Here is a 26333-nt window from a genome sequence, read left to right as displayed (position 1 = left end):
ATGGAGCGGGCTACGGGGATCGAACCCGCGACCTCCACCTTGGCAAGGTGGCGCGCTACCAACTGCGCTAAGCCCGCAAGCGCAGGGATTAATATACGCGACTCCCCCACCCCGCGCAAGAGAGAGTTTTTGCCAATGCCCGCGCACACAGCTTCTCCACGTTTGGGACGAGGCGGGGCGAGGTCACGCGCGACGCCGTTTGTGCGCCGCAGGCACTGTCTGCACCGCCGGCACCGTCGGCCGGCATGCCCGTCCTTCTCGCCCACGCGCCCGCGAGCACCCAAACGCGTAACGCTAGCAAAAGGGCACCCCGTAGGGTGCCCTTGAAGTTCGTTGGAGGCGAGACCCGGATTCGAACCGGGGATAAAGGCTTTGCAGGCCTCTGCCTTACCACTTGGCCATCTCGCCATATGAAAAGAGCCGATGTGAACCGGCTCCGATGAATGCATGGAGCGGGCTACGGGGATCGAACCCGCGACCTCCACCTTGGCAAGGTGGCGCGCTACCAACTGCGCTAAGCCCGCGAACGCGAGGAATAATATACGTGACGCGGCCGTCCGATGCAAGCGTGAATTTCAAATTTGTTTGCAAGAACCCCGCGGCGGACGCAAAACCGCAGGTACAGGACGCAAGATTTTTGGGACCAAGATGCGTTGCGCATATCGGGCTCCGGCGCCGCCCTACACCAGCTTCACGATGCGCACCAGCGTGCCACACCCGCCGGAGCGCTTGCGAATGGTGACGGAGTCCGCCAGGAGCCGCATCAGCTTGATGCCGCGGCCGCGCTCCTCGTTCGGGCGCTCCTGTGCCGGAAGCTGCCCGCGCCGCACGCTTATGCCGCAGCCGCGGTCCGTCACGTCGATCACTGCGCGGTCCGGATAGGCGGACACCGTGACCAAGGCGTCGCGTCCGTCCGTGTGGTCGATCGCGTTGCCCATGGCCTCGCCTATGGCCAGCGTGATGTCGAACACCTGGTCATCCGAGAAGGGCATCCGCCTCAGCAGGGCCTCCACCTTGCCACGCGTCTCCTGCAGGTCCGCGGCGTTCACGCGAAGCGCCGTCCGCCACGTGGGCATGACGGTGGGGTCGAGCTCAGGCACCTCCGGCCGGGCGTTCGTGCCGGATATCGGCGCGAAGTCCACCAACCGCGCTATCCTCAGCGTGCGCAGCACGCGGTCGCCCACGTTGATGAGCGAAAGCAGGCCCCCCGCCTGCCGCATGCTGCGAATCTCCCTAAACAGCAGCGCCATGCCCGCGGAGTCCACGTACTGCACGCCCGCCATGTTAAGGATGACCCTGCGGCAGCCGGACGCGATGAGAGAGTCCACCGTGTCCCGCACGCGCGGCACGGTCGTCACGTCCAGGTCGCCCTCCACGGGCACCAGAGCTATGTTGGGCATGGTATCCATACCCTGCTTGTTCCCCATCGCGGGCGCGGCTAAGCACGCGGCTGCTGCCGTTTGCCAACTTGGTCAAAGCGCAGCGCCACCATGGCGACGTCGTCCTCCAGGTGGCGGCTCGTAAAGCGGTCCAGCGCGTCCAGGAGCCGGCCCAGCAGCCCGTCGAAGCCGCGCGGCGCCTCGCGCATCACGGCGTCGCGCAGGCCGTCCTCGCCAAAGAACGCGCCATCCGTTGCGCGGGCCTCCGTGGTTCCGTCCGTGTACAGCAGCAGCACGTCCCCCGCGCCCAGGCTCACGCGCCCGTTGCGGTACGTCATCTCGTGGAACGCGCCCACCACGCCCGACTGCACGTCCAGCGCCTCGATCGCGCCCGTGGACGCCCGCACCAGAAACGCGGGCGGATGCCCGGCGCTGCAGTACGTGAGCCTGCCGCCACGCAGGTCCACCATGCCCACAAACAGCGTCGCGAACGTCTCGAGCCGAGAAAAGCCCAGGAGGAACTCGTTCAAGAGCCTCACCATGTGCGCCGGGGCAAGGCCCTGCCAGCTGTACGCGCCGAGCGCCGTCTTGACGGCGGCGCTCACCGAGGCGGCCTCCACCCCCTTGCCGGACACGTCACCCATGATCACGCAGGCGCGGTCGTTGGGAAGGCGTATCAGGTCGTAAAAGTCGCCGCCTATAACGGCCGCCTGCGTCGCGGACGAGTAGATGCCGTCTGCGGATATGCCGGGCACGTGCTGCAGCTCGTTGCGCATGCCGGTCTGGAGCGCCTGCGCGATGTGCTTGTCCTGGCGGCGCACCTCGTCGCCATGCGCAAGGCCGGACGCGTCCGTCGCCACGCGCTCCAGAAACTTCAGCTCGAGGTCGTCCAGGGGTTCCGCGTCCGCCTCGCGCAGCACCAGGCAGAAGCAGCGCGTGCCGTCCACCATGCCGGCGTCCACCAGGGCGCCCACGGCCGGCTCGCCCTCCCGCACCAGCGCGGACGCCAGCGCGGATCCCTCGCGCACCGGCTGCACCACAACCTCGTTTCCCGCCTGGTCGCCCTCCGCGACGCCCAGGTCCGCCGCCAGGCTGCACGTACGGCCGTCCGGAAGCGTCGCGCGCATGTGCCCGGGCTCGTCCTCGTCCTCTGCCAGCCGCACGCACGACGCGTCCAGCACCCCCGAGGCCGCCTCCAGCGCATCGGCCACGCTCTTCTCGTCCACCGAGCCCGCGCTCATCATGGACTCGCGGATGCCGGAGGCCGCCTCGCGCAGGTCGGCCTCGCGCTGGGCGCGCATCGCCGAGAACGCGCCCGCCAGCTGCACGGACAGGTACTGCGCCACGGCGTCCAGCAGCTCGGAGTCCTCGCGGCGCATGGGGTGCACGTGGTCCCAGCCCACCTCGATCAGCGCCAGCAGGTGGCGGCCAAACCAGACGGGCACCGCGATGAAGCTCGCGAACGGGGGCAGCACGGACGACATCACGTGATAGATCTCGCGCGTCTCCTCGTTCACCACGTTACGCCGCGTCAGCCGACCGCGCCTGAGGTCCGCACCCTCCGGCGCCATCACGCGAAGCCTGAGCGCGTGGCCCGCCTGCGATGCGAGCCGCTCGATCGTGCGCCCGAACGACATGAACCTGGGCACGCGCGCCTCGCCGAGCGAGCTGCTGGTCCCGCGCAGGTGGTAGCCGTCCGACTCCGCCACGTAGAACACGGTGCCCGTCGCGTCCATCGTGTCCGTGATCTCCTCCAGCACGCGGCTGAACAGCGTCTGCACGTCGCGCGAGTCCAGCGTCTCGAGCACGATGCTCAGCGTGCCGGACAGCCGGTGGTTCGCGCGCGAGAGCTCCTGCACCAGCCGGTCGTGCTCGCGCTCCTCCGCCTGGCGCGAGTCGTCCTCGTACGCCACCAGGAGGTACGTCTCACCGGGCGCGCTCACGCGGTCGCAGCGCACGGATATGCCCGTCTCCGCGCCCGCGGCGCCCACCACCACGAGCGACGACGTGCTTCCGTCCGTCGAGAAGGGCAGGGCGCGCGCGTCGAAGGCGTCTTCCGGGACCACGCCGGCGGCCGGCGGAAACAGCGCGCGCACATCCGAGCCCACGAGGTCCTGGCGGCCGAACAGGCGCTCCGCCGCCTCGTTCGACATGAGGATGCGCCCGAAGCCGTCGAACGCCAGCACGGCGTCGCTCGTGAGCGAGAGGAGCCCCGCAAGCGTGCCAGAGACGCTCCTTTCGCCTATGCCCTCGACCCGTCTGAAACCAAGGCCCGTGCCTGCCATCGCGCTCCCCCGAATCGCCGCCTGCGGACGCCAACGTCCTTAGCATACCCAGAGCGGCGCCCCGACGGGGCGACGTTTGTAAGCGAACGTGCGCAGGCGGCCCGGCCCGCCACGGGTGCCTTGGCCCGAGGAGGGGCCTAGTCCGCGATACCCAGCTCCTGCGCCGTGAGGCCCGTGAAGCCCACCTGGGCCAGCTTGATGTTGACGGGCTCGCCCTGCACGCACACGATGTCGACGACGCGCCCGCCAAAGCTGCAGCAGTAGGCGTACGCCACGTTGAGGTCCGCGCTCACGAAGCGGTGCAGCACCGTCGCAAGGCCTCCGGGCACGTCGGGGACCTCCGTCGCCACGACGTTCGTCAGCTCCGCATGGAAACCCTTCTCGCCCAGGAGGCCCGCCGCCCTCAAGGGTCGGTCGCAGATGAGGCGGACACAGCTGAAGTCGCTCGAGTCCGCCACCATGAGGCCCATCACCTGGATGTTCGCCTCGCCGAGCGTCTGGCTCATCTGCTCGAGCGTCCCGGGTCTGTTGGGAAGGAAGACGGTCACCTGCTTGATCATGGGGCGCCCCCTATCGCGTCTGCCGGCATCCGCCGGCTTTTGCCCCCATGCTAGGAGCCATGCGTTTCGGGTTGTTTGCCTGGGAGTTTCCTTCGGTAGGCGCATGCTAAAGGAAAGTCCCCACCGGCCAGAACCGATGGGGACCCTTGTTCACGTGGTGTCGGAGGCGGGACTTGAACCCGCACGACCTTTTAGTCAGTCACTAGCACCTCAAGCTAGCGCGTCTGCCAATTCCGCCACTCCGACGTGAGTTTGTGCGAGAGCTATATTAGCACGGCCGATTCTTTTGGTGCAACAACTATTTCCAAAAACTTTTGCCGCACCCTGGCGGGACGGCTCCCCGCACGCGACCGCCGCACGCGATGCGACTGCCCTACTCCGTGCCCAGGTCGACCGCGGAACCCTTGATGGGGTGCGGCTCCGCGAAGTGGCACGCGCAGAAGTGTCCGCTCGCGACCTCACGCAGCTTCGGAACTTCCTTGGAGCACACGTCCTTCGCGATCGGGCAGCGGGTGTGGAACGGACAGCCCGAAGGCGGGTCGATCGGCGAGGGGGGATCGCCCTTCAGGATGATGCGCTTGCGGCTGTGCTGGACGTCCGGGTCCGGGATGGGCACCGCGGAGAGCAGCGACTGCGAGTACGGGTGGTACGGCTCGTCGTAGAGCGACTTCCAGTCCGAGTACTCCATGAGGTGGCCGAGGTACATGACGGCCACGCGGTCGCTGATGTGCTGCACGACGGAGAGGTCGTGCGCGATGAAGAGGTACGCAGTCCCGAACTGCTTCTGCAGGTCGGAAAGGAGGTTCAGCACCTGGGCCTGAATGGAGACGTCGAGCGCGGAGACGGGCTCGTCGCAGATGATGAGCTTGGGACGCAGGGCGAACGCGCGGGCGATGCCGACGCGCTGGCGCTGCCCGCCCGAGAACTCGTGCGGGTAGCGGTTGATGTGCTCCGGGTTCAGCCCGACGATGTCCAAAAGGCTCCGCACGTAGTCCATGCGCTCCTTCGCGTTGGGCATCACGTTGTGGATGACAAGCGGCTCCGAGACGATCTCGCCGATGGTCATGCGCGGGTTGAGCGAGGCATAGGGGTCCTGGAAGATGTACTGCATGTTGCGGCGCATCTCCTTGAGCTCCCTCTTCTTCATCTTCGCGACGTCCTTGCCGTCGAAGATGACCCTGCCGGAGGTGGGGTTGTTCAGACGCATGATGGTGCGGCCGGTCGTGGACTTGCCGCAGCCGGACTCGCCGACGAGGCCGAAGGTCTCGCCCGGGTAGATGTCGAACGAGATGTCCTCGACGGCGTGCACCCTCTTCGCACCGGCACGGCGTCCGAAAACGCCGGACTCGACCGGGAACTCCTTCGTGAGGTGCTCGACGCGCAGCAGAGGCTCGCTGTTCTTCTCGTCTGCCATTACGCCTCGCCTCCCTTCGATGCCCTCGCAGCCGCGGAGCGGGAGGTCTCGGGCGCGTTGGCCTTGACGAACTCGGGGTCGTTGGCGAAGTGGCACTTGGTGTAGTGGCCCGTGCTCGTGTAGAAGGGCTCGGGCTTCTTCTGGTGGCAGATGTCCTTTGCGTAGGGGCACCTGGGCGAGAAGGGACAGCCCTTCGGGGCGTTCACGAGCGAGGGCGGGTTGCCCTTGATCGGCGTGAGGGGCTGCTTCTTGTCCTCGATCTGCTTGGGGATCGAGCGGATGAGACCCCAGGTGTACGGGTGCATAGAGCCGTAGAAGATCTCCTCGGCGGTGCCGAACTCCACTGGGGAGCCGGCGTACATGACCATGATCTTGTCGGCCACGTCCGCGACGACGCCGAGGTCATGGGTGATCATGATGATGGCGTTGCCGTTCTTCTCCTGCATCTGCTGCATCAGCTCGATGATCTGCGCCTGGATCGTGACGTCGAGGGCCGTGGTCGGCTCGTCGGCGATCAGGATGTCGGGGTCGCACGCGAGCGCCATGGCAATCATGACGCGCTGTCGCATGCCGCCGGAGAACTCGTGCGGGTAGTCCTTCACGCGCTGCTCCGCGTTGGGGATGCCGACCATGGAGAGGAGCTCGATGGAGCGCTTCATGGCCTGGTCCTTGCTGTAGCCGAGGTGCAGGCGCATGCCCTCGCTCAGCTGGCGGCCGATGGTGTAGACCGGGTTCAGCGACGTCATCGGGTCCTGGAAGATCATGGCGATGTCGTTGCCGCGGATGTGCTGCATCTCGGCCTCGGACATCTTGAGCAGCGACTTGCCGCGGTAGCGGACGTCGCCGCCCTCGATCCTTCCCGGCGGCATGTCGATGAGGCCCATGATGGTGAGCGAGGTAACCGACTTGCCCGAGCCGGACTCGCCGACGACGCCGAGGGTCTCGCCGCGGTCGAGGGTGTAGGACACGCCGTCGACTGCCTTGACGACGCCGTCCTGCGTATGGAAGTACATCTTGAGGTCGTCGACCTCGAGGAGGTGCGAGCCCCCCGGAACGGGCTGGCTCTCGAGCTCCACCCAGTTGTCCTGCTTCTTCTTTCGTGCCATGTCTTATGCGTCCTTCATCTTGACATCGAGTGCGTCGCGCAGGCCGTCACCAAGGAGCGTGAAGGCGAGCACCGTAGTGAGGATGGCGAGGCCCGGCATGATCATGAGCCACGGCTCAGTGCTCAGGTAGGTCTGGCCAGACTGGATGAGGCTTCCCCAGGAGGGATCGGGCGGAACGACGCCCATGCCCAGGTAGGAAAGAGCCGACTCGGTGAGGATGGCGCCGCCGATGTTCATGGTCGCGTAGACGACGATCGACGCGACGGAGTTCGGGAAGATGTGGCGCGCGATGATGCGGAGGTCCGACGCGCCCATGGAGCGCGCGGCGTCAACATAGTCGTTCTCCTTGACGGTGAGAATCGCGGAGCGGAACACGCGGGCGATGGACGGCCAGCCGAGAATGCCGATGGCGATGAACACGTTCTGGATGCCGGGGCCGATGACGGCGAGCATCGCGATGACGAACAGCGTATACGGGAACGCGAGGAAGATGTCTGCGAGACGCATGATGATCGTGTCCCAGATGCCGCCGTAGTAGGCCGCGATGGCGCCCATCACGAGGCCGATGGCCGTCGAGATCGCCGTCGCGAGCACGCCGACAGCGAGCGAGATGCGCGCGCCGTAAATGACACGGGAGAGCACGTCTCGCCCGAGCTGGTCCGTGCCGAACGGGTGCCTGGCACTCATGGGCATGCGCACGTCGAACAGCTGGGCGTTCGGCTTGCCGAGCGTCTGCGGCACCCAAAGGTCCGCGCTCAGCGCGAGGATGACCATGAAGATGATCCACACGACCGCGATGATGGCGAGCTTGTTCCTGCGGAGGCGCTTCCACGCGTCACCCCACAGGGTCCTGGTGGGGGCGGACGCATCCCCCTCGTTCTGGCCGGAGGCCTCAGCCTGCGCCTCCACGACCTTCTCGTCCTTCTTGTTGTCCTTTGCCACTTCGCTCACCCCCTACTCGTTCTTCCCGGCGCCGTACCTGATGCGAGGATCAAGGAACGCGTACGAGATGTCGACGATGAGGTTGATGACCATGACGACCACGACGATGACCGTCACGGATCCCATGACGATGGGCCAGTCGCGCTGCGTGATGGCGCGGTAGGTCTCGAAGCCGACGCCAGGCCAGTTGAAGACCGTCTCGGTGAGGATGGCGCCCGCCATCATGCCGCCGAAGTCGATGCCGATGTAGGTGACGACGGGGATGAGGGCGTTCTTGAGCGCGTGGTGCCAGATGACGTCCCTGCGGGAGAGGCCCTTTGCGCGGGCGGTCCTGATGTAGTCCTGGTTCATGACCTCGAGCAGCTGCGAGCGCATGATGCGCGCGGTGTACGCCGTGGAGACGGCCGCGAGCGTGATGGCGGGGAGGATGTAGTACACCCAGTCATCGAACTCGGCCGCGGGGCCGCCCGCACCGGAGATCGGCAGGTAGAACCCTCCGCCCGTAGAGTCCTTCAGGAAGATTCCGAAGAACAGCTGCAACAGCATGCCGAGCCAGAACGCGGGCATCGCCACCATGATCGACGTTACGAGCGTCACGAGGATGTCCCAGAACGAGTATCTCTTCAGTGCGGAGACCATGCCCGCGCCAATGCCCACGACGGTCTCTATGATGATGGCCACTATCGAGAGCCTGATGGTGTACGGGTACTTCGCCGCAAGGATGGAGGCGACGGACTGGCCCTTGCGCTGGTACGACGTGCCGAGGTCTCCGTGGAGAAGACCGTTGACGTACAGGCCGTAGCGCTTCCACAGCGGCGTGGGCACCGTGTTGCCCTTGCTGTCGCGGATTGGCTTGCCGTTGGCGTCGGTCTCGACGAGGTGGTACGTGACGCGAAGGTTGAGCTCGGTCTGGGGATCGAGCTTCTTCTCACCCGCCATGAGCTTGACCGGATCGCCTGGCACGATGTTCTCCAACGCAAAGAGAATGAGCGTCACACCCAGGAACACGGGTATGAACTGGAGAACTCGTTTGAGAATGTATTTTCCCATACTAGGAATCCCCTTGTTTTGTCCAACAGATGCGCATTGAATCCCTCGGTGCAACCCCTTCCGACAAGATCCAAACAATAGTCAGTATAGCCAAGTGACAATTCTTGAAATTCCAATGTGGGCATGCGTTATTCAAATGGCCATATTGCTGCAAAAACGCGTTTCGAAAAGAGTAGCGTGGGACACCGGGTCTCCGATGCCCCACGCAAAAAGGTCTAAGGAACTACGACATTAGGCCGACGCCCTGCTACGCAAGCTTTGCGTTCGCGAAGTCCGCCTTGCCCTGCGGGTCATAGTAGAAGCTCGCAAGCTTGTCGGATGCGACGTGGTTGTGCGAGTAGAACATGATGGGGATGACCGGAAGGTCCTTGGCGATCATCTGGTTGATCTCGCGGTACTTCTCCCTACGCTCGTCGTCGTCCGTGACCTGGCGCGCGGCATCAATAGCCTTGTCCACGTCGGTGTTGACGTACTTGGCGTAGTTGTTGTCAGCGGTGCTGTAGAAGTTGGGGTAGATGAAGTTGTCCATGGTGGGATAGTCTGCGATCCAGCCCAGACGACCGACCTGATACTTGCCGCCAGAAAGCGCGGTCAGATAGCTTGCCCACTCCATGGAGGACTGCTTCACCTTGAAGCCGACGGCCTCCAGGTTGTCCTGGATGACGGACATGATGTCCTCGTGGCCACCACCGGAGTTGTAGGAGAGGGTGATCTCCTTGCCGGCGAGGTTGTTCTCGTCGACGATCTTCTTCGCGGCATCCTTGTCGTACTTCGAGAACTCCCAGAGGTCCTTCTCGTTGTCGTCGATGATGGGCGGCACGAAGCTCGTTGCAGGCTTACGGGTGCCCTCGAACAGCTTGTCGATGATCTTCTGACGGTCAATGGCGAGCGACATGGCCTTGCGGACGTTCAGGTCCTTCATGGTCTCGTCGTTCAGGTTGAGCGTCAGGTAGTAGATCGACGTCTCGGCACCGGTGATGACCTGGTGCTTAGGGGTGCAGGTATAGCCGTCCTTGGACTTGCCGTACTTCTTTTGCGTGTCCTTGATGCGGCCGGTCGGAATGGACGTGAAGTCCATGTTGCCCGCCTCGAACTCGTTGAAGGCGGTCTGCGGGTCCTTCTGGATGGAGAAGTAGATCTTCTTCAGCGAAGGCTTCTTGCCATAGTAGTCCTCAAAGCGCTTGACGTTGATGTACTGGCCAGACTCCCACTTGCCGACCATCATGAAGGGGCCGTTGCCGATGGGCTTGGTCAGGAACTTCTTGGGGTCATCAGTCGCGGCCTTGGGGACCGGGGCAAGAGCGGGGTGGCAGCAGATGTACGGGAAGTCTGCCATCGGGGCGCTCAGCTTCACGACGAGGGTGTTGTCATCGGGGCAGGTGACGCCAGAGAGCTCCTTGGCGGTACCCTTCTGCATCTCGTCGTAGCCGACGACCGGAGCGAGGTGGTAGTTGATCTCGGACGGAGTCGGCATCTTGGGGTCGCAGATGCGCTCCCAGCCGCGCTTGAAGTCCGCCGCGGTGACCTTGTCGCCGTTGTGGAACTTCGCGCCCTTCACCAGGTGGAAGGTGAACTCAGTGGCGTCGTCGTTGACCTCCCAGGACTCGGCGGCCTTCGGAACGACCTCCTCCTTGTCCCAGTCATAGTCGCAAAGCGAGTCGAAGAGGATGTGCTCGACCTGCGTGCCCTCGGACTCCTGGGTGTTGTAGGGGTCGATAGCGACGGGGTCGTTGATGTAGAACTTCATGCTGCCGTCGTTCGAACCGGACGCACCGGAATCGCTCTTCTTGCCACAGGCTGCGAGCGCAGTGAGTGCGCTTGCGGCCAGGCCGCCCTTCACGAAGGAGCGACGGCCCATCATGAGCTTGTCTGCCATACTATCCTCCTATTTCCGACTTCACGACCAGTGGCAACGCCTGGCCGCCCTTGCCGGCGTGGGTCGAAGACCCCTATCCGACTTTTTTGATTTTCGTTCAATATGCATGCCAATGCAAACGATAATATCTGGCCGGTCTTATCATGACAAAGGAAATATTGACCTAATCATGGCCGTACGCTGCTGTTTTCCAAATCGAACAGCTGGATTTCAAATGATTAGCGACGGGCAAAGTTTACATGTGTGAAATATTAGAAACGGTAGGAAACAAGTCTCCGATGGTTGAGAAACACATCGTTTACCGTGTGCGCGTACCCCGTCTTTCACAGAGGAATCGCCTGTCGCAAGCGCATCGCACGAGAAGAGCTCGCGTGAAAGTGGCATGGCGTACATGGGCATCGCGTTACCTAGACCTAGGCAGCGCAGCCGCATAACTAAAGGGGGCGCCCGCACAAGCGGACGCCCCCTGCTCTTTGAGATGCTCTGAATCCTAGCCGATAGTCCCGACAGGGAAGGTGAGCGCAAGGATGCAGATGGTGACGCCAAAGACGATGGCGGTGATGACCGTCAGGCGATCGAGGTTCTTCTCCCAGATGCCCGAGCCGGCGGCAGAGTTGTACATGGACGACGCGATCATGTCCGAGACGCCCGTGCCCTTGCCCGAGTGCATGAGGATGAGGATGATCGTAAGCACGGCAGACACGGCAAGAACGATCAGAAGGAATACATTGAGTGCGCCCACGTGGTTCTCCTTTAGAAAAAGGCTGGCATCGCATGTGCGACGCCAGCCTAACTTGCTTCACACGACAGAAGAGAATAACACAGGCGTTGGAGCTATGGCCCCGTGACTTGCTCTTCTCCCCTGCTTCTTCGCAGAGCGAAGGCTACATGGCAGCCTTCACCATGGCGGCGAAGGAATCCGCCTTGAGGGACGCGCCACCCACGAGGGCACCGTCGACGTCCTCCTTCTCGAGGAAGCCAGCGACGTTGTTGGGCTTCGCAGAGCCGCCGTAGAGGACGCGGATGCCGTCGGCGGTCTCCTTGCCGAAGATGTCGGCGAGGGTCTTGCGGATGGCGCCGCAGACCTCCTGAGCGTCGTCGGCAGTGGCGGTCTTGCCGGTGCCGATGGCCCAGATGGGCTCGTAGGCGACGACGTACTTCGAGGGGTCGGCGATCTCGAGGCCCTCGGTGTCCTTCTTGATCTGGTCGACGACGAACTCGACGTGCTTGCCGGCCTCGCGGACCTCGAGGGGCTCGCCGCAGCAGCTGATGGGAACGATGTCGTGAGCCATCAGGGCCTTGGCCTTCTTGTTGATGTCCTCGTCGGTCTCGCCGAAGTAGCCGCGGCGCTCGGAGTGACCGATGATGCAGTACGTTGCGCCGATGTTCGTCAGCATGTTCGGAGCGGTCTCGCCGGTGTAGGCGCCGGACTCCTCCCAGTAGACGTTCTGGGCGCCGAGCGCGAAGGGGGCGTTCTCCTGCTCGATGACCTCGGCGACGCCCTTGAGGTCGACGGCGGGCGGGCAGACGACGACGTCGACGTCGCCGGTGCCGTCAGCGAGCTCCTTCGCAAGACCCTGCGCGAGGACGACGCCCTCGGTGTAGGTCTCGTTCATCTTCCAGTTGCCTGCGATCATACGGTTACGCATCGAGAAGCGCCTCCACTCCAGGAAGGGCCTTGCCCTCGACGAGCTCCATGGAAGCGCCACCACCGGTGGAGATCCAGCTCATCTTGTCGGCAAGGTCGAACTTGTTGATTGCCGCGACGGAGTCTCCACCACCGATGATGGAGGTGCCGCCATTGCTCTTCACCTCGGCAACTGCCTCGGCGACGGCCTTGGTACCAACGGCGAACTGGTCCATCTCGAACACGCCCATGGGGCCGTTCCAGAAGACGGTCTTCGCGCCCTTGATGGCCTCGGCGTAGAGCTCGCGGGTCTTGGGGCCGATGTCCATGCCCATGCGGTCGTCGGGAATCTTGTCGGAGTCGACGACCTCGCCCTCGGCATCCTCGCCGAAGTGGTCTGCGACGACGTTGTCGACGGGGAGCAGGATCTTGACGCCCTTCTCCTCTGCCTTCTTCAGCATCTCGCCGGCGCGCTCGACCCAGTCCTCCTCCTTGAGGGAGGTGCCGACCGTGTAGCCCTTGGCCAGGAAGAAGGTGTACGCCATGCCGCCGCCGATGATCAGGGTGTCGGCGGAGTCGATCAGGTGGTCGAGAACGCCGATCTTGCTGGAGACCTTGGAGCCACCGACGATTGCGACGAACGGGCGCTCGGGGTCGGCGAAGATCGAGGTCAGGGTGTCGACCTCCTTCTCGAGCAGGAAGCCCGCAACGGCCGGGATGTAGGCGGCCGGGCCGACGACGGAGCCCTGCGCACGGTGCGCGGTGCCGAAGGCGTCGAGGACGAAGATGTCACCGTAGGACGCGAGCTTCTTCGCGATCTCCGGGTCGTTCTTCTTCTCGCGCTTGTCGAAGCGGACGTTCTCGAGGACGAGGATGTCGCCGGGCTTGACGGCGGCAACGGCCTTCTCGGCCTTCTCGCCATAGGTGTCGTCCACGAACTTGACGTCGTAGCCGGTGAGCTCGGCCAGCTTCTCGGCGGCAGGCTTCAGGGAGAGCTCGGGCTCGGGACCGTCGCCCTTGGGACGACCGAGGTGGCTCATGAGCACGATGCCTGCGTTGTGCTCCTTGAGGTACTTGATGGTGGGAATGGCCGCCTTGATGCGGGTGTCATCGGTGACGACGCCGTCCTTCAGGGGGACGTTGAAGTCAACGCGCATGATGATGCGCTTGCCGTCGACGTCGACGTCGCGGACGGTCTTCTTGGTAAAGGCCATACTTGCACACTCCTTACGAATTTGGACTGCCTGCAAGACAAAAGGGGCGCGGCCGCGGCCCTTGGACCTGCGACCGCACCCCTTTGATTACCTAGAGCGAGCGCGTCACTAGGCGACGAACTTCTCGAAGTACTTGATGGTGCGGACCATCTGGGAGGTGAAGGAGTTCTCGTTGTCGTACCAAGAGGTGACCTGGACGAGGCTCTGGCCGTTGCCAAGCGGGTTGACCATGGTCTGGGTGGCGTCGAACAGCGAGCCATAGGTCATGCCGACGATGTCGCGAGAGACGATCTGGTCCTCGTTGTAACCGAAGGTCTCGGGGATCTTCTCGGAGTAGGCCTTCATCGCGGCGTTGACGCCCTCGACGGTGACCTCCTTGTCGACGACGGCGTAGAGGTTGGTGAGCGATCCGGTCGGCGTCGGGACGCGCTGGGCGGCACCGATGAGCTTGCCGTTGAGCTCGGGGAGAACCAGGCCGATAGCCTTGGCGGCACCGGTGGTGTTCGGGACGATGTTCTCCGCGCCGGCACGGCTGCGACGGAAGTTGCCCTTGCGCTGCGGGCCGTCAAGAATCATCTGGTCGCCGGTGTAGGCGTGAATGGTCGTCATGATGCCGGAGACGATCGGCGCGAAGTCGTTCAGGCCCTTGGCCATCGGGGCGAGGCAGTTGGTGGTGCAGGAGGCGGCGGAGATGATGTCGTCGTCAGCGGTCAGCGTCTCGTGGTTGACGTTGTAGACGATGGTCTTGAGGTCGTTGCCCGCGGGAGCGGAGATGACGACCTTCTTGGCGCCAGCGTTCAGGTGAGCCTGAGACTTGGCCTTGGAGGTGTAGAAGCCGGTGCACTCGAGGACGACGTCGACGCCGAGCTCGCCCCAAGGCAGGTTGTTGGCGTCAGCCTCCTTGTAAATCTTAATGGTCTTGCCGTCGACGGTAATGGAGTCCTCACCGGCGGTAACCTCGTGGTCGCGAGAGTAGTTGCCCTGCGTAGAGTCATACTTCAGCAGGTATGCGAGCATCTCCGGGGAGGTGAGGTCGTTGATTGCGACGATCTCGGAGCCCTCGTGACCGAACATCTGACGGAAGGCCAGACGACCGATGCGGCCAAAGCCGTTGATTGCAACCTTAACTGCCATGCTTACTCCTTTCGCGAGGCCGCCCGAGGCCCTTCCCCGAGCCGACCAGCAAGAACTTGCACTGCCTTGCATTTTACCCACTTTCGTCCGTAACAAATTCGCAAAGACACTCATCGGCGAAAAATGTCGGTAACAAACTGGGTTGTCCATGTATTTGTGGGCATTTTTTCGGCGAACGGCACCAAAAGCCCAGATGGGCGAGAAGAGCGGGCGACCTCGGCCGGGGCGAATGACTCCTGATTATTGGTCATCCGTACCCTCGGCCTCCTCTACCAGACGTTGCAGACGAAGCACCCGATGATACATGGCCGACTTCGAGGAGACGGGGTTGCACCTCTTGCCCAGTGCGGCGAGCGACACCTCCGGGTTCTCCTTCCTGAGCAGGCAGAACTCCCTCAGCGCGGGCGGAAGCGCCCGCAGCCCTATCAGCCGCTCGGCCCGCGCGATGAGCTCCAGCTGCTCCGCCGCGGCGCCCGTCGAGCGGGCCTGGTTCGCGATCTCGGCGTTCACGCGCCGGTTCACGTCGTTCTTCAGCGACTTCACGCGCCGCACGTTGTTTATCGCCTGCGCGGTGCGCGTGGCGCCCATGGCGCTCAGGAGCGTCTCTATCTCGTCGAAGCTCTTGAGGTAGATGGCGTAGCTCCCCCGGCGCCTGTTCAGGCGCGCCTCGACTCCCAGGTCCGCCATGATGCCCATGAGCTGACGCGCGAACTCCTCGCCCGTCACCGCTATCTCCAGGTGGAAGTCACCGCGCGGGTCCGCTATGAAGCCTCCCGCCATGAACGCGCCGCGCACGTACGCCCGCTTGCAGCAGTCGCGCTCCACAAGGCGCGCGGGCACGCCGGAGGTGAGGCCGTGGCCCCGCTCCAGGATTCCCAGCTGCACCAGGTCGTCCTCGAGCTCGTCCTGCTCCGGGATCTCTATCAGGTAGTTTCTGGTCTTGTGCAGGTTGGAGTGGCGCACGGTGAGCGGCGTCTCGAGCTCGAACAGCTCGTGCGTGAGCTTGATCATCGTGCGTGCCACGGCGCCGGTCTCCGTCGCGACGCGTATGGAGTAGCGTCCGCTGCCTCGAAACGACAGCGTCCCGCACACGCGGGTTATGGCGGACAGCTGGGCGTACGCGCAGCGGGGGCACTCCCCCTCCACGCGCGACAGCTCGTCCTTGACCTGCGCGGTAAACGACATCTCTTTCCCATCCCCCGTGGCGCGGCTACGGGCGCGGCGCCGCGCCCTTCTCGGCCAGCGCGAGGTCCCTGTGCGACAGCGTAACGTGGTAGCCCTGCCTCTGCAGGTAGTTTGCCGTGGTGTTTGCGATCACGACGCTGCGGTGCTGGCCTCCGGTGCAGCCGATGGCGATGGACAGCTGGGCCTTGCCCTCGGCGATGTAGCCCGGCATCACCACGTCGAGCAGGCCCTCCCATGCGGCGAGGAAGCGCTTCGTGACGTCGTTTCCCAGCACGAACTCGCGCACCGGGTCGTCGTTTCCCGTGAGGGTGCGCATGGTGGGGTCGTAGAACGGGTTCGGCAGGAAGCGCACGTCGATCATGAGGTCCGCCTCCACCGGCATGCCGTGCTTGAAGCCGAACGAGTACACGCTCACGTCCAGCAGCTGCTGGTCCGTCAGCTCCGAGAACGCGCGGCGGATCCTGCTGCGCAGCGTGGCGGGGCGCATGCGCGACGTGTCGATCACCAGGTCGGCGCGGTCGCGCACCACGGAGAGCTGCTCGCGCTCGCGGCCGATGGCGCTCTCCAGCGACTCGCCGGGCAGCGCTATGGGGTGGCGGCGGCGCGTCTCCTTGTAGCGGCGAATGAGCACCTCGTCCGAGCAGTCCAGAAACAGCAGCTTCACGGTGAGCTCGTGCTCCCCCAGCTGGCGCAGCGCGTCGAACATCTCGTCGAACAGCCCCTGGCTGCGCAGGTCGCACGTGACCGCCAGGTGCCTGCCGACGCCGGAGTTGATGCCCACGACGTTCGCGATGTCCAATATCAGCCGCGGCGGCAGGTTATCGATGCAGTAGTACCCCATGTCCTCGAACACGTGCATCGCCTGCGTGCGGCCCGATCCGGACATGCCGGTGATGACCACGATGTCGGGCACGCGGTCCAGCCGCGCGGCCTGCCTCATGCTCTGCGAGCTATCCGTCACGTTACGACCCCTCCCCGCGCGCCGGCCGGCGCGCCGTCTGCCGGCGAGAAGGGCGCGCGGCCATGGCCGCAGGCGCTTCTCGCCCGTATGCGGCACCTGGGCGGCACCGCTACCAAGAGCTTACCCCTCAGACTGGACATCGTGCACGGCGGGCGCGTTGCCCGCGTCCGGCGCGTTGCCGGCGTCCCGTGCCGCACCCGGGCCCGGCGCCTTGCCCGCGTCCTGCGTGCGCGCCGCGTCGTCCTCCCACGCGCGGAGCGTCTGCCATATGTCGCGCGCGACAGACTCCGGCACGCCCTTCACGGCGGCGATGTCCTCGACCGAGGCCACGCGCAGGCGCTTCATGGAACCGAAGTGGCGCATGATGGCGCGGCGGCGCTTTGGCCCGACGCCCTCGACCTCGTCCAGGATCGACACGGACTGCGCTTTGGTGCGCAGCTCGCGGTGGAACGTGATCGCGAAGCGGTGGGACTCGTCGCGCACCTGCTTGATGAGGTAGAGCGACGCGGACCCGGACGGCAGTACCACCGGCGTGTCGTCCCACGGGACGAAGACCTCCTCGTCCGACTTCGCGAGACCGCAGACCGGGATGTCGAGCCCCAGCTCCTCAAGCTGCGTCATCGCGGCCGTGAGCTGCGGCTTGCCGCCGTCGACCACCAAGAGGTCCGGCGCGGCGGCCGCAAAGCGCGCGTCCGCCATGCGCTCCGGGCTGTAGCGGCGGCCCAGGACCTCCTGCATGCTCACGAAGTCGTTCGCCTCGTCCAGGTCCGCGCGGATCTTGAAGCGACGGTACTGGGACTTGTCCGGCCGGCCGTTCGTGAACACGACCATGGACGCCACCGTGAACGCGCCGTGCAGCGTCGATATGTCGAAGCACTCTATGCGCATGGGCGGCGCGTCCAGGGCAAGGGCGCTCTCCAGCTGGAGAAGGGCCTGGTTCGTGCGGTCGTCCGCGTATCCCGTCCTCACCATGTACCGGTTGAGGGCGTGATGGGCGTTCTTGGCCGCCATGTCCAGAAGGCGGCTCTTCTCGCCCCGCTGGGGGCGGTGTATGCGGCAGACGCGCCCGCGCTTCTGCGTGAGCCACTCGCCCAGAAGCTCCGCGTCCGGCAGGTCGACGGCGAGGTCCACCTCCGCGGGGATGTCCGAGGTCTCGTCGTAGTAGCGCTTCAGGAAGCCGGCCTCAAGCTCCACCTCGTCCACGTCCATCCCCTTGTTCAGGACGAACTCGCTCGTGCGGATGGTGCGCCCCTCCCGCACCACGAACACGCAGGCGCAGCTGATGGTCTCCTCGCGGAAGAACCCAATCAGGTCCAGGCTCACGCTGGAGGGGAACGTCACCTGCTGGCGGTCGTCCAGGCCGTTTATGACCTCCAGGCGGTGCTTCAGGCGGCCGGCGCGCTCGAACTCCAGGTTCGCGGCGGCCTCGCGCATCTGGCCTTCCAGCTCCTCCACGATCTGGCTGCGCCGGCCCGCGAGGAAGTTCTCGACCTGCCGCACGTGCGAGGCGTACTCCACCGTGTCGATGGCGCCGCAGCACACGCCGGGGCCGCGCCCCACGTGGTAGTCGAAGCACGGGCGGCCGCGCTTCGCGAGCACCATGTTTGCCACGGCCACATCGTCCGGGTGGCTCTGCAGGTAGCGGCGGCAGCGCTTCCACTCCGCGCACGTGGATATGCAGATGGGCACCGCCTTGCGCAGCGTGTCTATGGTCTCGCGCGCGGCACGGGCGTCGGTGTACGGGCCAAAGTAGCGCGTGCCCTTGCGGTGGCGCTCGCGCGTGTACTTGATGGCCGGAAACGCGTCCGACTCCGTGATCGCGATGTACGGGTAGCTCTTGTCGTCCTTGAAGTCGACGTTGAAGTACGGGTGGTACTGCTCGATGAGGTTGCGCTCCAGCACGAGCGCCTCGTGCTCCGAGCCCACTACCACGTAGTCAAAGCTGCGCACCACCTGCATCATGAGGGGGATCTTCGCGCGGTCGTCCGTCAGGTTGACGTACTGGAACATGCGGCTGCGCAGGTTCTTGGCCTTACCGACGTAGATGACCTCGCCTTTGCCGTCCTTCCACAGGTAGCATCCCGGGCTCGTGGGCACCTGGCTCACCTGCTCCGCTATGGAGGGAAGCCCCAGCGCCTCGGGGCGCGGGGACGCTCCCCCAAGGTCGGGCATGTGCGGCGCGGGGTCCTTCACAGACATGGGCGCGCCCCGCTAGAACGAGGTGTCCGTGGGCTCGGGATAGTACCTCGCGAACTTGCGGATCTGGTTCTTCTCGGTAAGCTCGACGTCCAGGCGGCGGCGCAGGCCCCAGTCCGCGTCGTAGCGCTGCGGGTCGAACACCTTGCCGGCCGCCACGAGGGAGTTCACCTCGGCAAGCAGCGCCTCGTCGCGCACGTAGCGACGCAGAAGCGATATGGGGACCAGCGTGTACAGGATGGTGTCGGCCACGACGCGCGGCTCTTCTCCCTTCCCGTCCACAAGGTCCAGCACCGCGACCTCCATGGGGTTCACGCCGCCGGCGAGGTTGTAGAACGAGTTGCGGCCGATCCTGGGGTTGCAGTCCAGAAACAGCTCGCGGCCGGTCTTGGGGTCGCGCTTGATGTCGAAGTTCGCAAAGCCGCGGTACCCCGCGTCCGAAAGCATCGCGGCGGCCCTCTGCCACTGCTCGGGGTTCTGGCGCGTGATCATGGCGACGGGGTTGCCCAGCATCGCGGGCGCGTGATCCTCAAGCAGCACCTGCGCGCCGCCGAGCATGAGCGGGCGCCCGTCGCGGCCGATGTAGATGGTGAGCGAGTCCATGTACGTGTCGTCGCCGCCAATGAGCTCCTGCACCAGGAAGTCGCCCGCGAAGCCCGCGGCGCGGAGCTCCGCCCACAGCGCGTCGAGCTGCGACTGCTCCGTCATGTAGTAGACCTTCTTGAAGCCCTGCACGATGAGGTGGTAGTAGTCGGCCGAAACCGCCGGCTTCGCCACCACGGGGAAGCCTATCCGCGTGGGCGCGATGGCGTCCGTCCCCGCCAGGTGCACGACGTCCATGGCCGGCACGTCCAGCCCGTGCTCGCGGCAGAGCCGCGAGAACGTGGCCTTGTCGCACACGGCCTCGAACGCGTCGCGCGGCGGGCACAGGCACGTCACGTTTTCGGGAAGCCGGGGCGCGATGTCCTCCAGCAGCTCGATGAGCTGGTCGGTGTTGCCCACCAGGAGCACGCGCCTGCCGGCGTTTTCCTGCGCGATGGAGCTCACCGCGGGCACCACGTCCTTTGGCGTGAGGCTCGCCACGGTGCGCGGCTCCACGATGCGCGAGTGCTCGATCGCGCCGATGAATCCGGTGTTGAGCGCGATGGCGCACACGCCAAACGCCTGGTGGAACTCGCGGCAGAGCGCGTACGCGCCGATGTCGCCGCCGATGACGACGGGGACGATGTCGTTGCGGGTTGCCTTTACGCCAGTCTGCATAGGATCCTCCAGCTACTTACGCTTGCGCCCAAAGCGCGCAAGGATGGTGTTGACGGCGGCGGCCTCCGGCGCCTTCAGCGCGACGGCGAGGCCATACGTCACGAGCACGGCGGGCACGCCCGCGACGACGCAATACAGGACGCTGCGCGACATGGAGCCAAGCCACGGGCCCATGACGCGGTTCAGCAGGGCGAGAAGGACCACGGCCACGGCCGAGCCCGCAAGCCCAAAGACGACGGAGCGCACGAACGACGCGAGCATGGAGCGAAGCCCGAGCGGGCCGAGCGTGCGGCGCAGATTGAGGTAGCACACCACGTCGATCGCGATGAAGAACAGCGTGGACGAGAAGGCCACGCCCGCAAGCCCCAGCACGCCCGTGAACGCGAAGCAGAACGCGATCTGCACCACCGCGGCCACGATGGACGCGATGGTCAGGAAGATCATCTTGCGCAGCGAAGAGCAGATCTTCTGCAGGTACGTGCTGATGCCATAGAACGGCAGCGCCGTGGCGAGCCAGCTGAGGTACAAGATCGTGTCCTTCAGGCCTGCGGAGTCGAACTTGCCGGCCGCGAGGATCGTGATGAGGCCGGGCGCGAACACCACGAGGAACATGGCGAACGGCACCAGCATGAACACGATGCGCTCCGTGCCAAAGCGCACGGCGCTCTTGAACGACTCCATGTCGCCGCCGGCCACGTAGTCGGAAAGCTCCGTGAACAGCGCGATGGTGATGGGGATGGCGAACACGGAGTACGGGAGCATGTACCACAGGCGCGCGTAGTACGCGATGGAGGCGCCGGCCGCCGTTATCTGCAGCGCGGAGGACGTCTGCACGGCGACCGTCGGGAACGACACCACGGTGAGCACGAGCGTGGGCACGCCGATGGAGAGCGTCTCCTTCAGGGCGGGGTCATGCAGGTCTATGTGGAAGTGCAGGTGGATGTCGTGCCGCCTGATGGAGGGCAGCTGCACCAGCACCTGCACGAGCACGCCCAGCGGGTTGCCGATGGCGAGCGCGAGCACGGCGAGCGACTTGTTGGAGGGCACGAGCAGCGCGTAGATAAGAAACGACGCCGTGCACACGATGTTGTTGAAGATGGGCGCCGCGTTGGACCACAGGTAGTCGCGCTCCGCGTTCAGCACGCCGGAAATCAGGGAGTCGAGCGCGTACAGCACGACCTCGACCACGAAGAACCTGAACAGGTACGCGGAGAGGTCCGCGTCGAAGTCGGCATTTGCCGAGAAGGACTGCGTCCAGATGATGAAGCCCGCGAATATCCACGACAACACCGTGACCGCAAGCAGGATGACCGTGACGATCGATATGAGGTTCGACGCGTACTCGTCCGCGCCGCGCCTGCCGAGCCGCTTCTTGACGGACATGTACACCGGCAGGAACGCCGTCATGATCATGCCGCCCATGACGAGCTCGTACAGCTGGTTCGGCAGGTTGTTGGCCACGGTGTAGCAGCTCGCGAGCGCCGTGACGCCCAGCGCGTACGCCTGGCCCCACGTGCGGAAGAAGCCCGTTATGCGGCTGATGATCACGAGCACGCTCATGAGCGCGGCGCTGCGCCCGACGGCGGCCTGCGTCGCGGCCTCGTCCTCCGTGGTCGCGGCGGCAGGCTCGTCCGAATCCCCCACGGTCACGACGGAGTCCGCCGCAACCACCGGGTCCGCGGCGGAGATGCGCTCGAGTCGCGTCGTGACGGCAGCGGAGCCCCCACGCATGTGGCGGGCGGGCTCCGCGAGGCCGTCCACGCTCACGTGCGGGTCGCCCTGGCTGGTGCGTAGGTGCTTAGCCATGCGGGACCTACCTATCGGACTCTGCCGCGTCCCTTGCGGGGGCGAGCTCGCGGAAGAAGCAGCTCCTGTGACCCGTGTGGCAGGCGGGTCCCGGCGAGTCAACCTCGACGAGCAGGGTGTCCGCGTCGCAGTCGACGAGCACCCGCTTCACCTGCTGCACGTTTCCGCTGGTCGCGCCCTTGTTCCACAGCTCCTGGCGACTGCGCGACCAGAACCACGTCGTTGCGGTCTTCAGCGTGAGGGCAAGCGACTCCTCGCTCATCCACGCGACCATGAGGACCTCGCCCGTGTCGTGCTGCTGCACGACGGCGGGTATGAGGCCGCGCTCGTCGAAGTGCACGGCGACGTCGCCGAGCGGTACGAGCACGCTCTTCTCGCCTGCGTACGTGTGCTGGCAGTTGCCTTCCTGCGATGCGGACATGGAGCCTCCCTAGCCGCGAACCTTGTCGAGTATCTTCTTGCCAGCGAGGAGCGACTTGTAGAACGTGGCCCTGACGGGCAGGTCGCGGTCGGGCGAGACGTGCCTGACCTCCTTGCTGAACTTGGTCTTGAAGGTGTTGAGGGTCATGAGGTCGGGGAACTCCTCCGAGCCTATGCCCATCTGGTCGTAGTCGACGCAGCCCATCTTGCCGAGCGTGCAGCACTCGAAGAAGATGAGGCCGTCCGTCGCGAGCGCGCGCTCCTTGCCAGAGCGGCTGGCGCCGTAGTAGCGCACGGCATGGCGGCCGGATATGGTGGCCATGGTCCACGTGATGACGCGGCCGTCCACCCTGCCCGCGAAGACGCGGCAGTGCTCGGGACCAAGGCAGCGGATCGTGTTCTCGTAGTCGTCAATCGGGGCGGGGGCGAAGCCGTCGCGCGCGCTGGTCTCGACCATGACGTCGTAGTACTCCGAGAAGGACTTCGCGGCGAGCTCGGTCTCGTCCGCGTAGGTGGCGGGCGTCTCGCGCAGCGCCTTGCGCACGTCGCGCCGTCCGCGGCCCTTCATGCGCGCGAGGATGTCCTCGTCGGACCCCGTGATGTCGATCACGACGGTCGTGTCGTACGGCTTCATAGAGAGCGTGGGGTGGCTCACGTCGAGCTCGTGCTCGATGGCGAGGCGCACGAACACGACCTTGCGGTCGCGCGCGGACACGAATTCGCGCAGGGCGACCATGGCCTCGCGCTCCTCGTCCTCCGTCAGCTCGCGCGTCCAGACGGGCCCGTGGTGCGAGCGGAGGTAGTGGTAGCCGTGCGTCTCGTAGTCGGTGAAGGCCGCGACGCCCAGCGTTTCTCCCCCGTCGTCCTGTATGGCGACGCAGCCCCAGAACGTGCGGCCCGGGACGGTCTCCTCGTAGCTGGCCCACTCCGGGGTCTGCTCAATGGGAAGCTCGAGGCCAAGGCGGTCTGCCTCGGCTACGAGCTGGTCAAACGTGAGTTCCTTAGCTTGCATGCACTCTCCAGCCGCTTACAGCCCAAACTTATTGCATCAAGCCATTTTAAGATGCGGCAGGCGGCGGGTCGGCAAATGCGCCGTAGCTTCATAAGTGATGCCGTGCGATGCGAGCGGGGCGTCGGGCCTAAAAGTCCAGGCGCACGGGGATGCCCTGGCTTGCCATGTACTCCTTCACCTGACGGATGGTGTAGGTGCCGAAGTGGAACACGCTCGCCGCCAGCACGGCGTCCGCCTCGCCGTCGATGATGCCCTCGGCGAAGTGCTCGAGCTTGCCGACGCCTCCGGACGCGATCACGGGAATGGGCACCGCACGCGCCACGGCGCGCGTGAGGGGGATGTCGAACCCGTCCTTGGTCCCGTCGCGGTCCATGCTCGTGAGGAGGATCTCTCCGGCACCGCGACGCGCGGCCTCCTCCGCCCACGCGACGGCGTCGATTCCCGTGGGCTTGCGGCCCCCGGCGGTGTACACCTCCCATTTGTCGCCCTTGCCCTCGACGTGGCGGGCGTCTATCGCCACGACGACCGCCTGGCTCCCGAACGCGGATGCCGCGGCCGTGATGAGCCCCGGATCCCTCACCGCGGCAGAGTTTACGGAAACCTTGTCCGCACCGGCGGAGATCATCGTCCTCATCCCCGCGACGTCGCGGAAGCCGCCGCCGACCGTGTACGGTATGCGGAGCTGCTCGGCGGCGCGGGACGCAAGCTCAACGGTGGTTGACCTGTCGTCCGACGTAGCCGTGATGTCCAGGAACACGACCTCGTCCGCACCCTCCAGGTCGTAGGTGCTCGCGAGCTCGACCGGGTCCCCCGCGTCGCGCAGGCCCACGAAGTTGACGCCCTTGACGACGCGGCCGTCCTTCACGTCCAGGCATGGGATGACGCGCTTGGTAAGCATGTGCGAATCTCCTCTCAGGCTCGACGCCCAGCGGCGGCGAGCGCATCTTCGAGCGTGAAGCTTCCCTCGTACAGGGCGCGACCCGTGATGGCGCCCTCTATCACGCCGGGGCCAAGGGCCGCAAGGGAGCGAATGTCATCCAGCGTGGCGATGCCGCCCGACGCGACGACGGGAAATCCCGCCACCTTGGCGATGTGCCTGTAGGCGTCCGCGTCGACCCCCGTCTGCATGCCGTCTCGCGAGATATCCGTGAAGACGAGGTGCCTGTATCCCAGGTCCGCGAGGTGGGCGACGAGCGTGTCCGCGGCGATTCCCTCCCCGTCGCGCCAACCGTCCACGCGGACCTCGCCGTCGCGAGCCGCGACGTCCGCGACCACGTGCTCGGGGAACAGGCGCGCCGCCTCCTCCGCGAACTCTGGGTCGCGCACGAGCGCCGTGCCGATGGCTATGCGCTTCGCGCCAGCGTCCACCAGCCTGCGCACGGCGTCCATGTCGCGAACGCCGCCGCCCGTGTCGACGTCTATCACGCCCAGGGAGCAGATCGCCGCGATGGCCCTGTGGTTCTTCTCGACCGCCTCCGCGTCCTCGCGGAACGCCGAGGAGAGGTCCACGACGTGCACCCATCTGGCCCCGCGGGCCGCAAAGTCCCTCGCGACCGCGACCGGGTCGGTCGAGTACACGTCCATCTGCGAGCGGTCGCCGCGCCGCAGGCGGACGACCTGTCCCGCGACGAGGTCTATGGCAGGAAAGAGAATCATGCGCTAGCCCCTGACGATGTCGACGAAGTTCTGCAGGACCTTGAGGCCGGCGCGCGAGGACTTCTCGGGGTGGAACTGGACGCCGAACACGTTGTCCCTCCAGATCGCCGACGCAAAGGAGCGCGTGTAGTGCGTCCGCATGATGACGTCCTTCTCGTCCACGTCGTCCGCGAGCGCGTAGGAATGAGTGAAGTAGAAGTTGGCCCCCTCCGGGACGTCCACCAGAAGCGGGCAGACCCGACCGCTCCGGGTGAGGTACGCCTGATCCCATCCCACGTGCGGGACCTTCAGCTTCGCGGACTCGAGGCGCGTGACCGAACCCTCGAGCACCCCGAGGCCCGGAACCCACTCGCCGCCAAAGGACGAGTTCTGTGCATGCTCCGTACCACGCTCGAACAGGAGCTGGAGGCCCAGGCAGATGCCAAGAAACGGGACCCCGTCACCTATCGCCGCGACGACCGCGTCGGCCTGGCCCGTACCCCTCATGTACGCGAGCGCGTCCTCGAAGCTGCCCACGCCCGGCAGGATGATGCCACGAGACCTGCGGATGTCCGACGGGTCGTCGGAGACGTACGCGGACCCACCCGCGGCACCGAGCCCCCTGACAACACTCTGGAGGTTTCCCTTGTGGTAGTCGACGACGACTATGTCTCCCCTGATCATCACAGGCTCCCCTTCGTAGACGGAACGCCGTGCACCCGCGGGTCGATCTCGACGGCGGCGCGGACGGCTCGCGCGACGGCCTTGAACGCGCACTCAAGGATGTGGTGCGCGTTCTCCCCCGCGATCTCCCTCACGTGGAGGGTGAAGCCCGCGTCGCGCGCGAACCCCTGGAAGAACTCGTGGCCGAGCTCGGTGTCGAACGTGCCGACCTTCTGCGCGGCTATGGGAACGTCCCAGTACAGCTCGCCGCGGCCGCTCACGTCTATCGCCGCGAGCACCAGCGCCTCGTCCATGGGGACCGTCACGTCCGAGAAGCGCGTGATGCCGCTCTTGTCGCCCAGCGCCTCGGCGAGGGCCTGGCCTAGCACAATGCCCACGTCCTCGACCGTGTGATGGTCATCGACCCACGTGTCGCCGGTCGCGTGGCACGTGAGGTCGCAGAGCGAGTGTCTCCCGAGGGCGCTCAGCATATGGTCGAAGAAGCCCACGCCCGTGGAGATGTCGCACGCACCCGTTCCGTCCAGGTCGAGCGTCACCGTTATGTCCGTCTCACCCGTCTTGCGGGTGACGGTGGCCGATCTTGCCAT

23 protein-coding genes and 4 tRNA genes are annotated in these 26333 nt (G+C 65.4%); all 27 read right to left on the bottom strand.

What is annotated here, in order from left to right; genetic code table 11:
* Position 1: 1 nt before the first annotated feature.
* Positions 2 to 77: transfer RNA gene (locus tag HF885_RS08205), tRNA-Gly, on the bottom strand.
* 257 nt (positions 78 to 334) lie between these two features.
* Positions 335 to 408, bottom strand: a tRNA-Cys gene (locus tag HF885_RS08200).
* A 40-nt stretch (positions 409 to 448) separates the two neighbouring features.
* A tRNA-Gly gene (locus tag HF885_RS08195) sits at positions 449 to 524 on the bottom strand.
* A 156-nt stretch (positions 525 to 680) separates the two neighbouring features.
* Entirely contained in the window at positions 681 to 1400 is a 720-nt protein-coding gene (locus tag HF885_RS08190; RefSeq protein ID WP_235927375.1) for an anti-sigma factor antagonist, read from the bottom strand.
* Between the two features lie 38 nt (positions 1401 to 1438).
* Entirely contained in the window at positions 1439 to 3664 is a 2226-nt protein-coding gene (locus tag HF885_RS08185) for a SpoIIE family protein phosphatase (RefSeq protein ID WP_170104445.1), read from the bottom strand.
* Between the two features lie 137 nt (positions 3665 to 3801).
* Positions 3802 to 4224 carry an amino acid-binding protein gene (locus tag HF885_RS08180; protein ID WP_170104444.1) on the bottom strand — a complete coding sequence of 141 codons (423 nt, stop codon included), beginning with the start codon at positions 4222 to 4224 and terminating at the stop codon, positions 3802 to 3804.
* A gap of 155 nt (positions 4225 to 4379) precedes the next feature.
* Positions 4380 to 4470: transfer RNA gene (locus tag HF885_RS08175), tRNA-Leu, on the bottom strand.
* A 127-nt stretch (positions 4471 to 4597) separates the two neighbouring features.
* The gene (locus tag HF885_RS08170; protein ID WP_170104443.1) at positions 4598 to 5638 is read right to left on the bottom strand and encodes an ABC transporter ATP-binding protein; all 1041 of its coding nucleotides are present in this window, start codon (positions 5636 to 5638) and stop codon (positions 4598 to 4600) included.
* Positions 5638 to 6744, bottom strand: a complete 1107-nt coding sequence (locus HF885_RS08165; protein WP_170104442.1) for an ABC transporter ATP-binding protein — start codon at positions 6742 to 6744, stop codon at positions 5638 to 5640. The genes HF885_RS08170 and HF885_RS08165 overlap by 1 nt, the downstream gene beginning before the upstream one ends.
* Positions 6745 to 6747: 3 nt before the next feature.
* Entirely contained in the window at positions 6748 to 7653 is a 906-nt protein-coding gene (locus HF885_RS08160; RefSeq protein ID WP_328804359.1) for an ABC transporter permease, read from the bottom strand.
* Between the two features lie 45 nt (positions 7654 to 7698).
* Positions 7699 to 8736: an ABC transporter permease gene (locus HF885_RS08155; RefSeq protein ID WP_170104440.1), complete on the bottom strand. Its 1038-nt coding sequence runs from the start codon at positions 8734 to 8736 to the stop codon at positions 7699 to 7701.
* A 247-nt stretch (positions 8737 to 8983) separates the two neighbouring features.
* Positions 8984 to 10612 (bottom strand): peptide ABC transporter substrate-binding protein, encoded by a 1629-nt coding sequence (locus tag HF885_RS08150; protein ID WP_170104439.1) that lies wholly within the window; start codon positions 10610 to 10612, stop codon positions 8984 to 8986.
* Between the two features lie 490 nt (positions 10613 to 11102).
* The gene (gene secG, locus HF885_RS08145; RefSeq protein ID WP_170104438.1) at positions 11103 to 11354 is read right to left on the bottom strand and encodes a preprotein translocase subunit SecG; all 252 of its coding nucleotides are present in this window, start codon (positions 11352 to 11354) and stop codon (positions 11103 to 11105) included.
* A 142-nt stretch (positions 11355 to 11496) separates the two neighbouring features.
* Positions 11497 to 12261 (bottom strand): triose-phosphate isomerase, encoded by a 765-nt coding sequence (gene tpiA, locus HF885_RS08140; RefSeq protein WP_170104437.1) that lies wholly within the window; start codon positions 12259 to 12261, stop codon positions 11497 to 11499.
* The gene (locus tag HF885_RS08135) at positions 12254 to 13453 is read right to left on the bottom strand and encodes a phosphoglycerate kinase (RefSeq protein WP_170104436.1); all 1200 of its coding nucleotides are present in this window, start codon (positions 13451 to 13453) and stop codon (positions 12254 to 12256) included. The genes tpiA and HF885_RS08135 overlap by 8 nt, the downstream gene beginning before the upstream one ends.
* 108 nt (positions 13454 to 13561) lie before the next feature.
* The gene (gene gap, locus HF885_RS08130; RefSeq protein ID WP_090862606.1) at positions 13562 to 14587 is read right to left on the bottom strand and encodes a type I glyceraldehyde-3-phosphate dehydrogenase; all 1026 of its coding nucleotides are present in this window, start codon (positions 14585 to 14587) and stop codon (positions 13562 to 13564) included.
* Positions 14588 to 14827: 240 nt separating this feature from the next.
* Complete coding sequence (gene whiA, locus HF885_RS08125) at positions 14828 to 15772, bottom strand: DNA-binding protein WhiA (protein WP_170104435.1); 945 nt, start codon at positions 15770 to 15772, stop codon at positions 14828 to 14830.
* A gap of 25 nt (positions 15773 to 15797) precedes the next feature.
* Entirely contained in the window at positions 15798 to 16712 is a 915-nt protein-coding gene (rapZ, locus tag HF885_RS08120) for an RNase adapter RapZ (protein ID WP_170104457.1), read from the bottom strand.
* A 141-nt stretch (positions 16713 to 16853) separates the two neighbouring features.
* Complete coding sequence (gene uvrC, locus HF885_RS08115; protein WP_170104456.1) at positions 16854 to 18905, bottom strand: excinuclease ABC subunit UvrC; 2052 nt, start codon at positions 18903 to 18905, stop codon at positions 16854 to 16856.
* Between the two features lie 39 nt (positions 18906 to 18944).
* The gene (locus tag HF885_RS08110; protein WP_170104434.1) at positions 18945 to 20189 is read right to left on the bottom strand and encodes an ATP-grasp domain-containing protein; all 1245 of its coding nucleotides are present in this window, start codon (positions 20187 to 20189) and stop codon (positions 18945 to 18947) included.
* A 12-nt stretch (positions 20190 to 20201) separates the two neighbouring features.
* Complete coding sequence (murJ, locus tag HF885_RS08105; protein WP_170104433.1) at positions 20202 to 21995, bottom strand: murein biosynthesis integral membrane protein MurJ; 1794 nt, start codon at positions 21993 to 21995, stop codon at positions 20202 to 20204.
* 7 nt (positions 21996 to 22002) lie between these two features.
* Entirely contained in the window at positions 22003 to 22416 is a 414-nt protein-coding gene (gene hisI, locus HF885_RS08100) for a phosphoribosyl-AMP cyclohydrolase (RefSeq protein ID WP_170104432.1), read from the bottom strand.
* A gap of 9 nt (positions 22417 to 22425) precedes the next feature.
* A complete protein-coding gene (locus tag HF885_RS08095) occupies positions 22426 to 23427 on the bottom strand; it encodes a lipid II:glycine glycyltransferase FemX (protein ID WP_170104431.1) in 1002 nt (333 codons plus the stop codon).
* A 127-nt stretch (positions 23428 to 23554) separates the two neighbouring features.
* Complete coding sequence (gene hisF / locus HF885_RS08090) at positions 23555 to 24325, bottom strand: imidazole glycerol phosphate synthase subunit HisF (protein ID WP_170104430.1); 771 nt, start codon at positions 24323 to 24325, stop codon at positions 23555 to 23557.
* Positions 24326 to 24339: 14 nt separating this feature from the next.
* Complete coding sequence (locus tag HF885_RS08085; RefSeq protein WP_170104429.1) at positions 24340 to 25083, bottom strand: HisA/HisF-related TIM barrel protein; 744 nt, start codon at positions 25081 to 25083, stop codon at positions 24340 to 24342.
* A 3-nt stretch (positions 25084 to 25086) separates the two neighbouring features.
* Entirely contained in the window at positions 25087 to 25746 is a 660-nt protein-coding gene (gene hisH / locus HF885_RS08080; RefSeq protein ID WP_170104428.1) for an imidazole glycerol phosphate synthase subunit HisH, read from the bottom strand.
* The gene (gene hisB, locus HF885_RS08075) at positions 25746 to 26333 is read right to left on the bottom strand and encodes an imidazoleglycerol-phosphate dehydratase HisB (protein ID WP_170104427.1); all 588 of its coding nucleotides are present in this window, start codon (positions 26331 to 26333) and stop codon (positions 25746 to 25748) included. Before hisB ends, hisH begins: the two co-directional genes overlap by 1 nt.

The organism is Parafannyhessea umbonata, assembly GCF_012844235.1.
Classification (GTDB): Bacteria; Actinomycetota; Coriobacteriia; order Coriobacteriales; family Atopobiaceae; genus Parafannyhessea.
The sequence above is the reverse complement of the archived record's forward strand: the minus strand, read 5'-3'. Positions and strand labels throughout refer to the sequence as shown.

Bases quoted from the DNA above. Each gene is read 5' to 3' on its own strand.
- HF885_RS08110 (WP_170104434.1), bottom strand. From the start codon at position 20,189: ATGCAGACTGGCGTAAAGGCAACCCGCAACGACATCGTCCCCGTCGTC.
- tpiA (WP_170104437.1), bottom strand. From the start codon at position 12,261: ATGCGTAACCGTATGATCGCAGGCAACTGGAAGATGAACGAGACCTAC.
- hisI (WP_170104432.1), bottom strand. From the start codon at position 22,416: ATGTCCGCATCGCAGGAAGGCAACTGCCAGCACACGTACGCAGGCGAG.
- hisF (WP_170104430.1), bottom strand. From the start codon at position 24,325: ATGCTTACCAAGCGCGTCATCCCATGCCTGGACGTGAAGGACGGCCGC.
- uvrC (WP_170104456.1), bottom strand. From the start codon at position 18,905: ATGCCCGACCTTGGGGGAGCGTCCCCGCGCCCCGAGGCGCTGGGGCTT.
- HF885_RS08180 (WP_170104444.1), bottom strand. From the start codon at position 4,224: ATGATCAAGCAGGTGACCGTCTTCCTTCCCAACAGACCCGGGACGCTC.
- whiA (WP_170104435.1), bottom strand. From the start codon at position 15,772: ATGTCGTTTACCGCGCAGGTCAAGGACGAGCTGTCGCGCGTGGAGGGG.
- rapZ (WP_170104457.1), bottom strand. From the start codon at position 16,712: ATGAGGCAGGCCGCGCGGCTGGACCGCGTGCCCGACATCGTGGTCATC.
- HF885_RS08170 (WP_170104443.1), bottom strand. From the start codon at position 5,638: ATGGCAGACGAGAAGAACAGCGAGCCTCTGCTGCGCGTCGAGCACCTC.
- hisB (WP_170104427.1), bottom strand. From the start codon at position 26,333: ATGGCAAGATCGGCCACCGTCACCCGCAAGACGGGTGAGACGGACATA.
- murJ (WP_170104433.1), bottom strand. From the start codon at position 21,995: ATGGCTAAGCACCTACGCACCAGCCAGGGCGACCCGCACGTGAGCGTG.
- HF885_RS08185 (WP_170104445.1), bottom strand. From the start codon at position 3,664: ATGGCAGGCACGGGCCTTGGTTTCAGACGGGTCGAGGGCATAGGCGAA.
- HF885_RS08150 (WP_170104439.1), bottom strand. From the start codon at position 10,612: ATGGCAGACAAGCTCATGATGGGCCGTCGCTCCTTCGTGAAGGGCGGC.
- HF885_RS08190 (WP_235927375.1), bottom strand. From the start codon at position 1,400: ATGCCCAACATAGCTCTGGTGCCCGTGGAGGGCGACCTGGACGTGACG.
- gap (WP_090862606.1), bottom strand. From the start codon at position 14,587: ATGGCAGTTAAGGTTGCAATCAACGGCTTTGGCCGCATCGGTCGTCTG.
- HF885_RS08085 (WP_170104429.1), bottom strand. From the start codon at position 25,083: ATGATTCTCTTTCCTGCCATAGACCTCGTCGCGGGACAGGTCGTCCGC.
- HF885_RS08095 (WP_170104431.1), bottom strand. From the start codon at position 23,427: ATGCAAGCTAAGGAACTCACGTTTGACCAGCTCGTAGCCGAGGCAGAC.
- hisH (WP_170104428.1), bottom strand. From the start codon at position 25,746: ATGATCAGGGGAGACATAGTCGTCGTCGACTACCACAAGGGAAACCTC.
- HF885_RS08135 (WP_170104436.1), bottom strand. From the start codon at position 13,453: ATGGCCTTTACCAAGAAGACCGTCCGCGACGTCGACGTCGACGGCAAG.
- HF885_RS08165 (WP_170104442.1), bottom strand. From the start codon at position 6,744: ATGGCACGAAAGAAGAAGCAGGACAACTGGGTGGAGCTCGAGAGCCAG.
- HF885_RS08155 (WP_170104440.1), bottom strand. From the start codon at position 8,736: ATGGGAAAATACATTCTCAAACGAGTTCTCCAGTTCATACCCGTGTTC.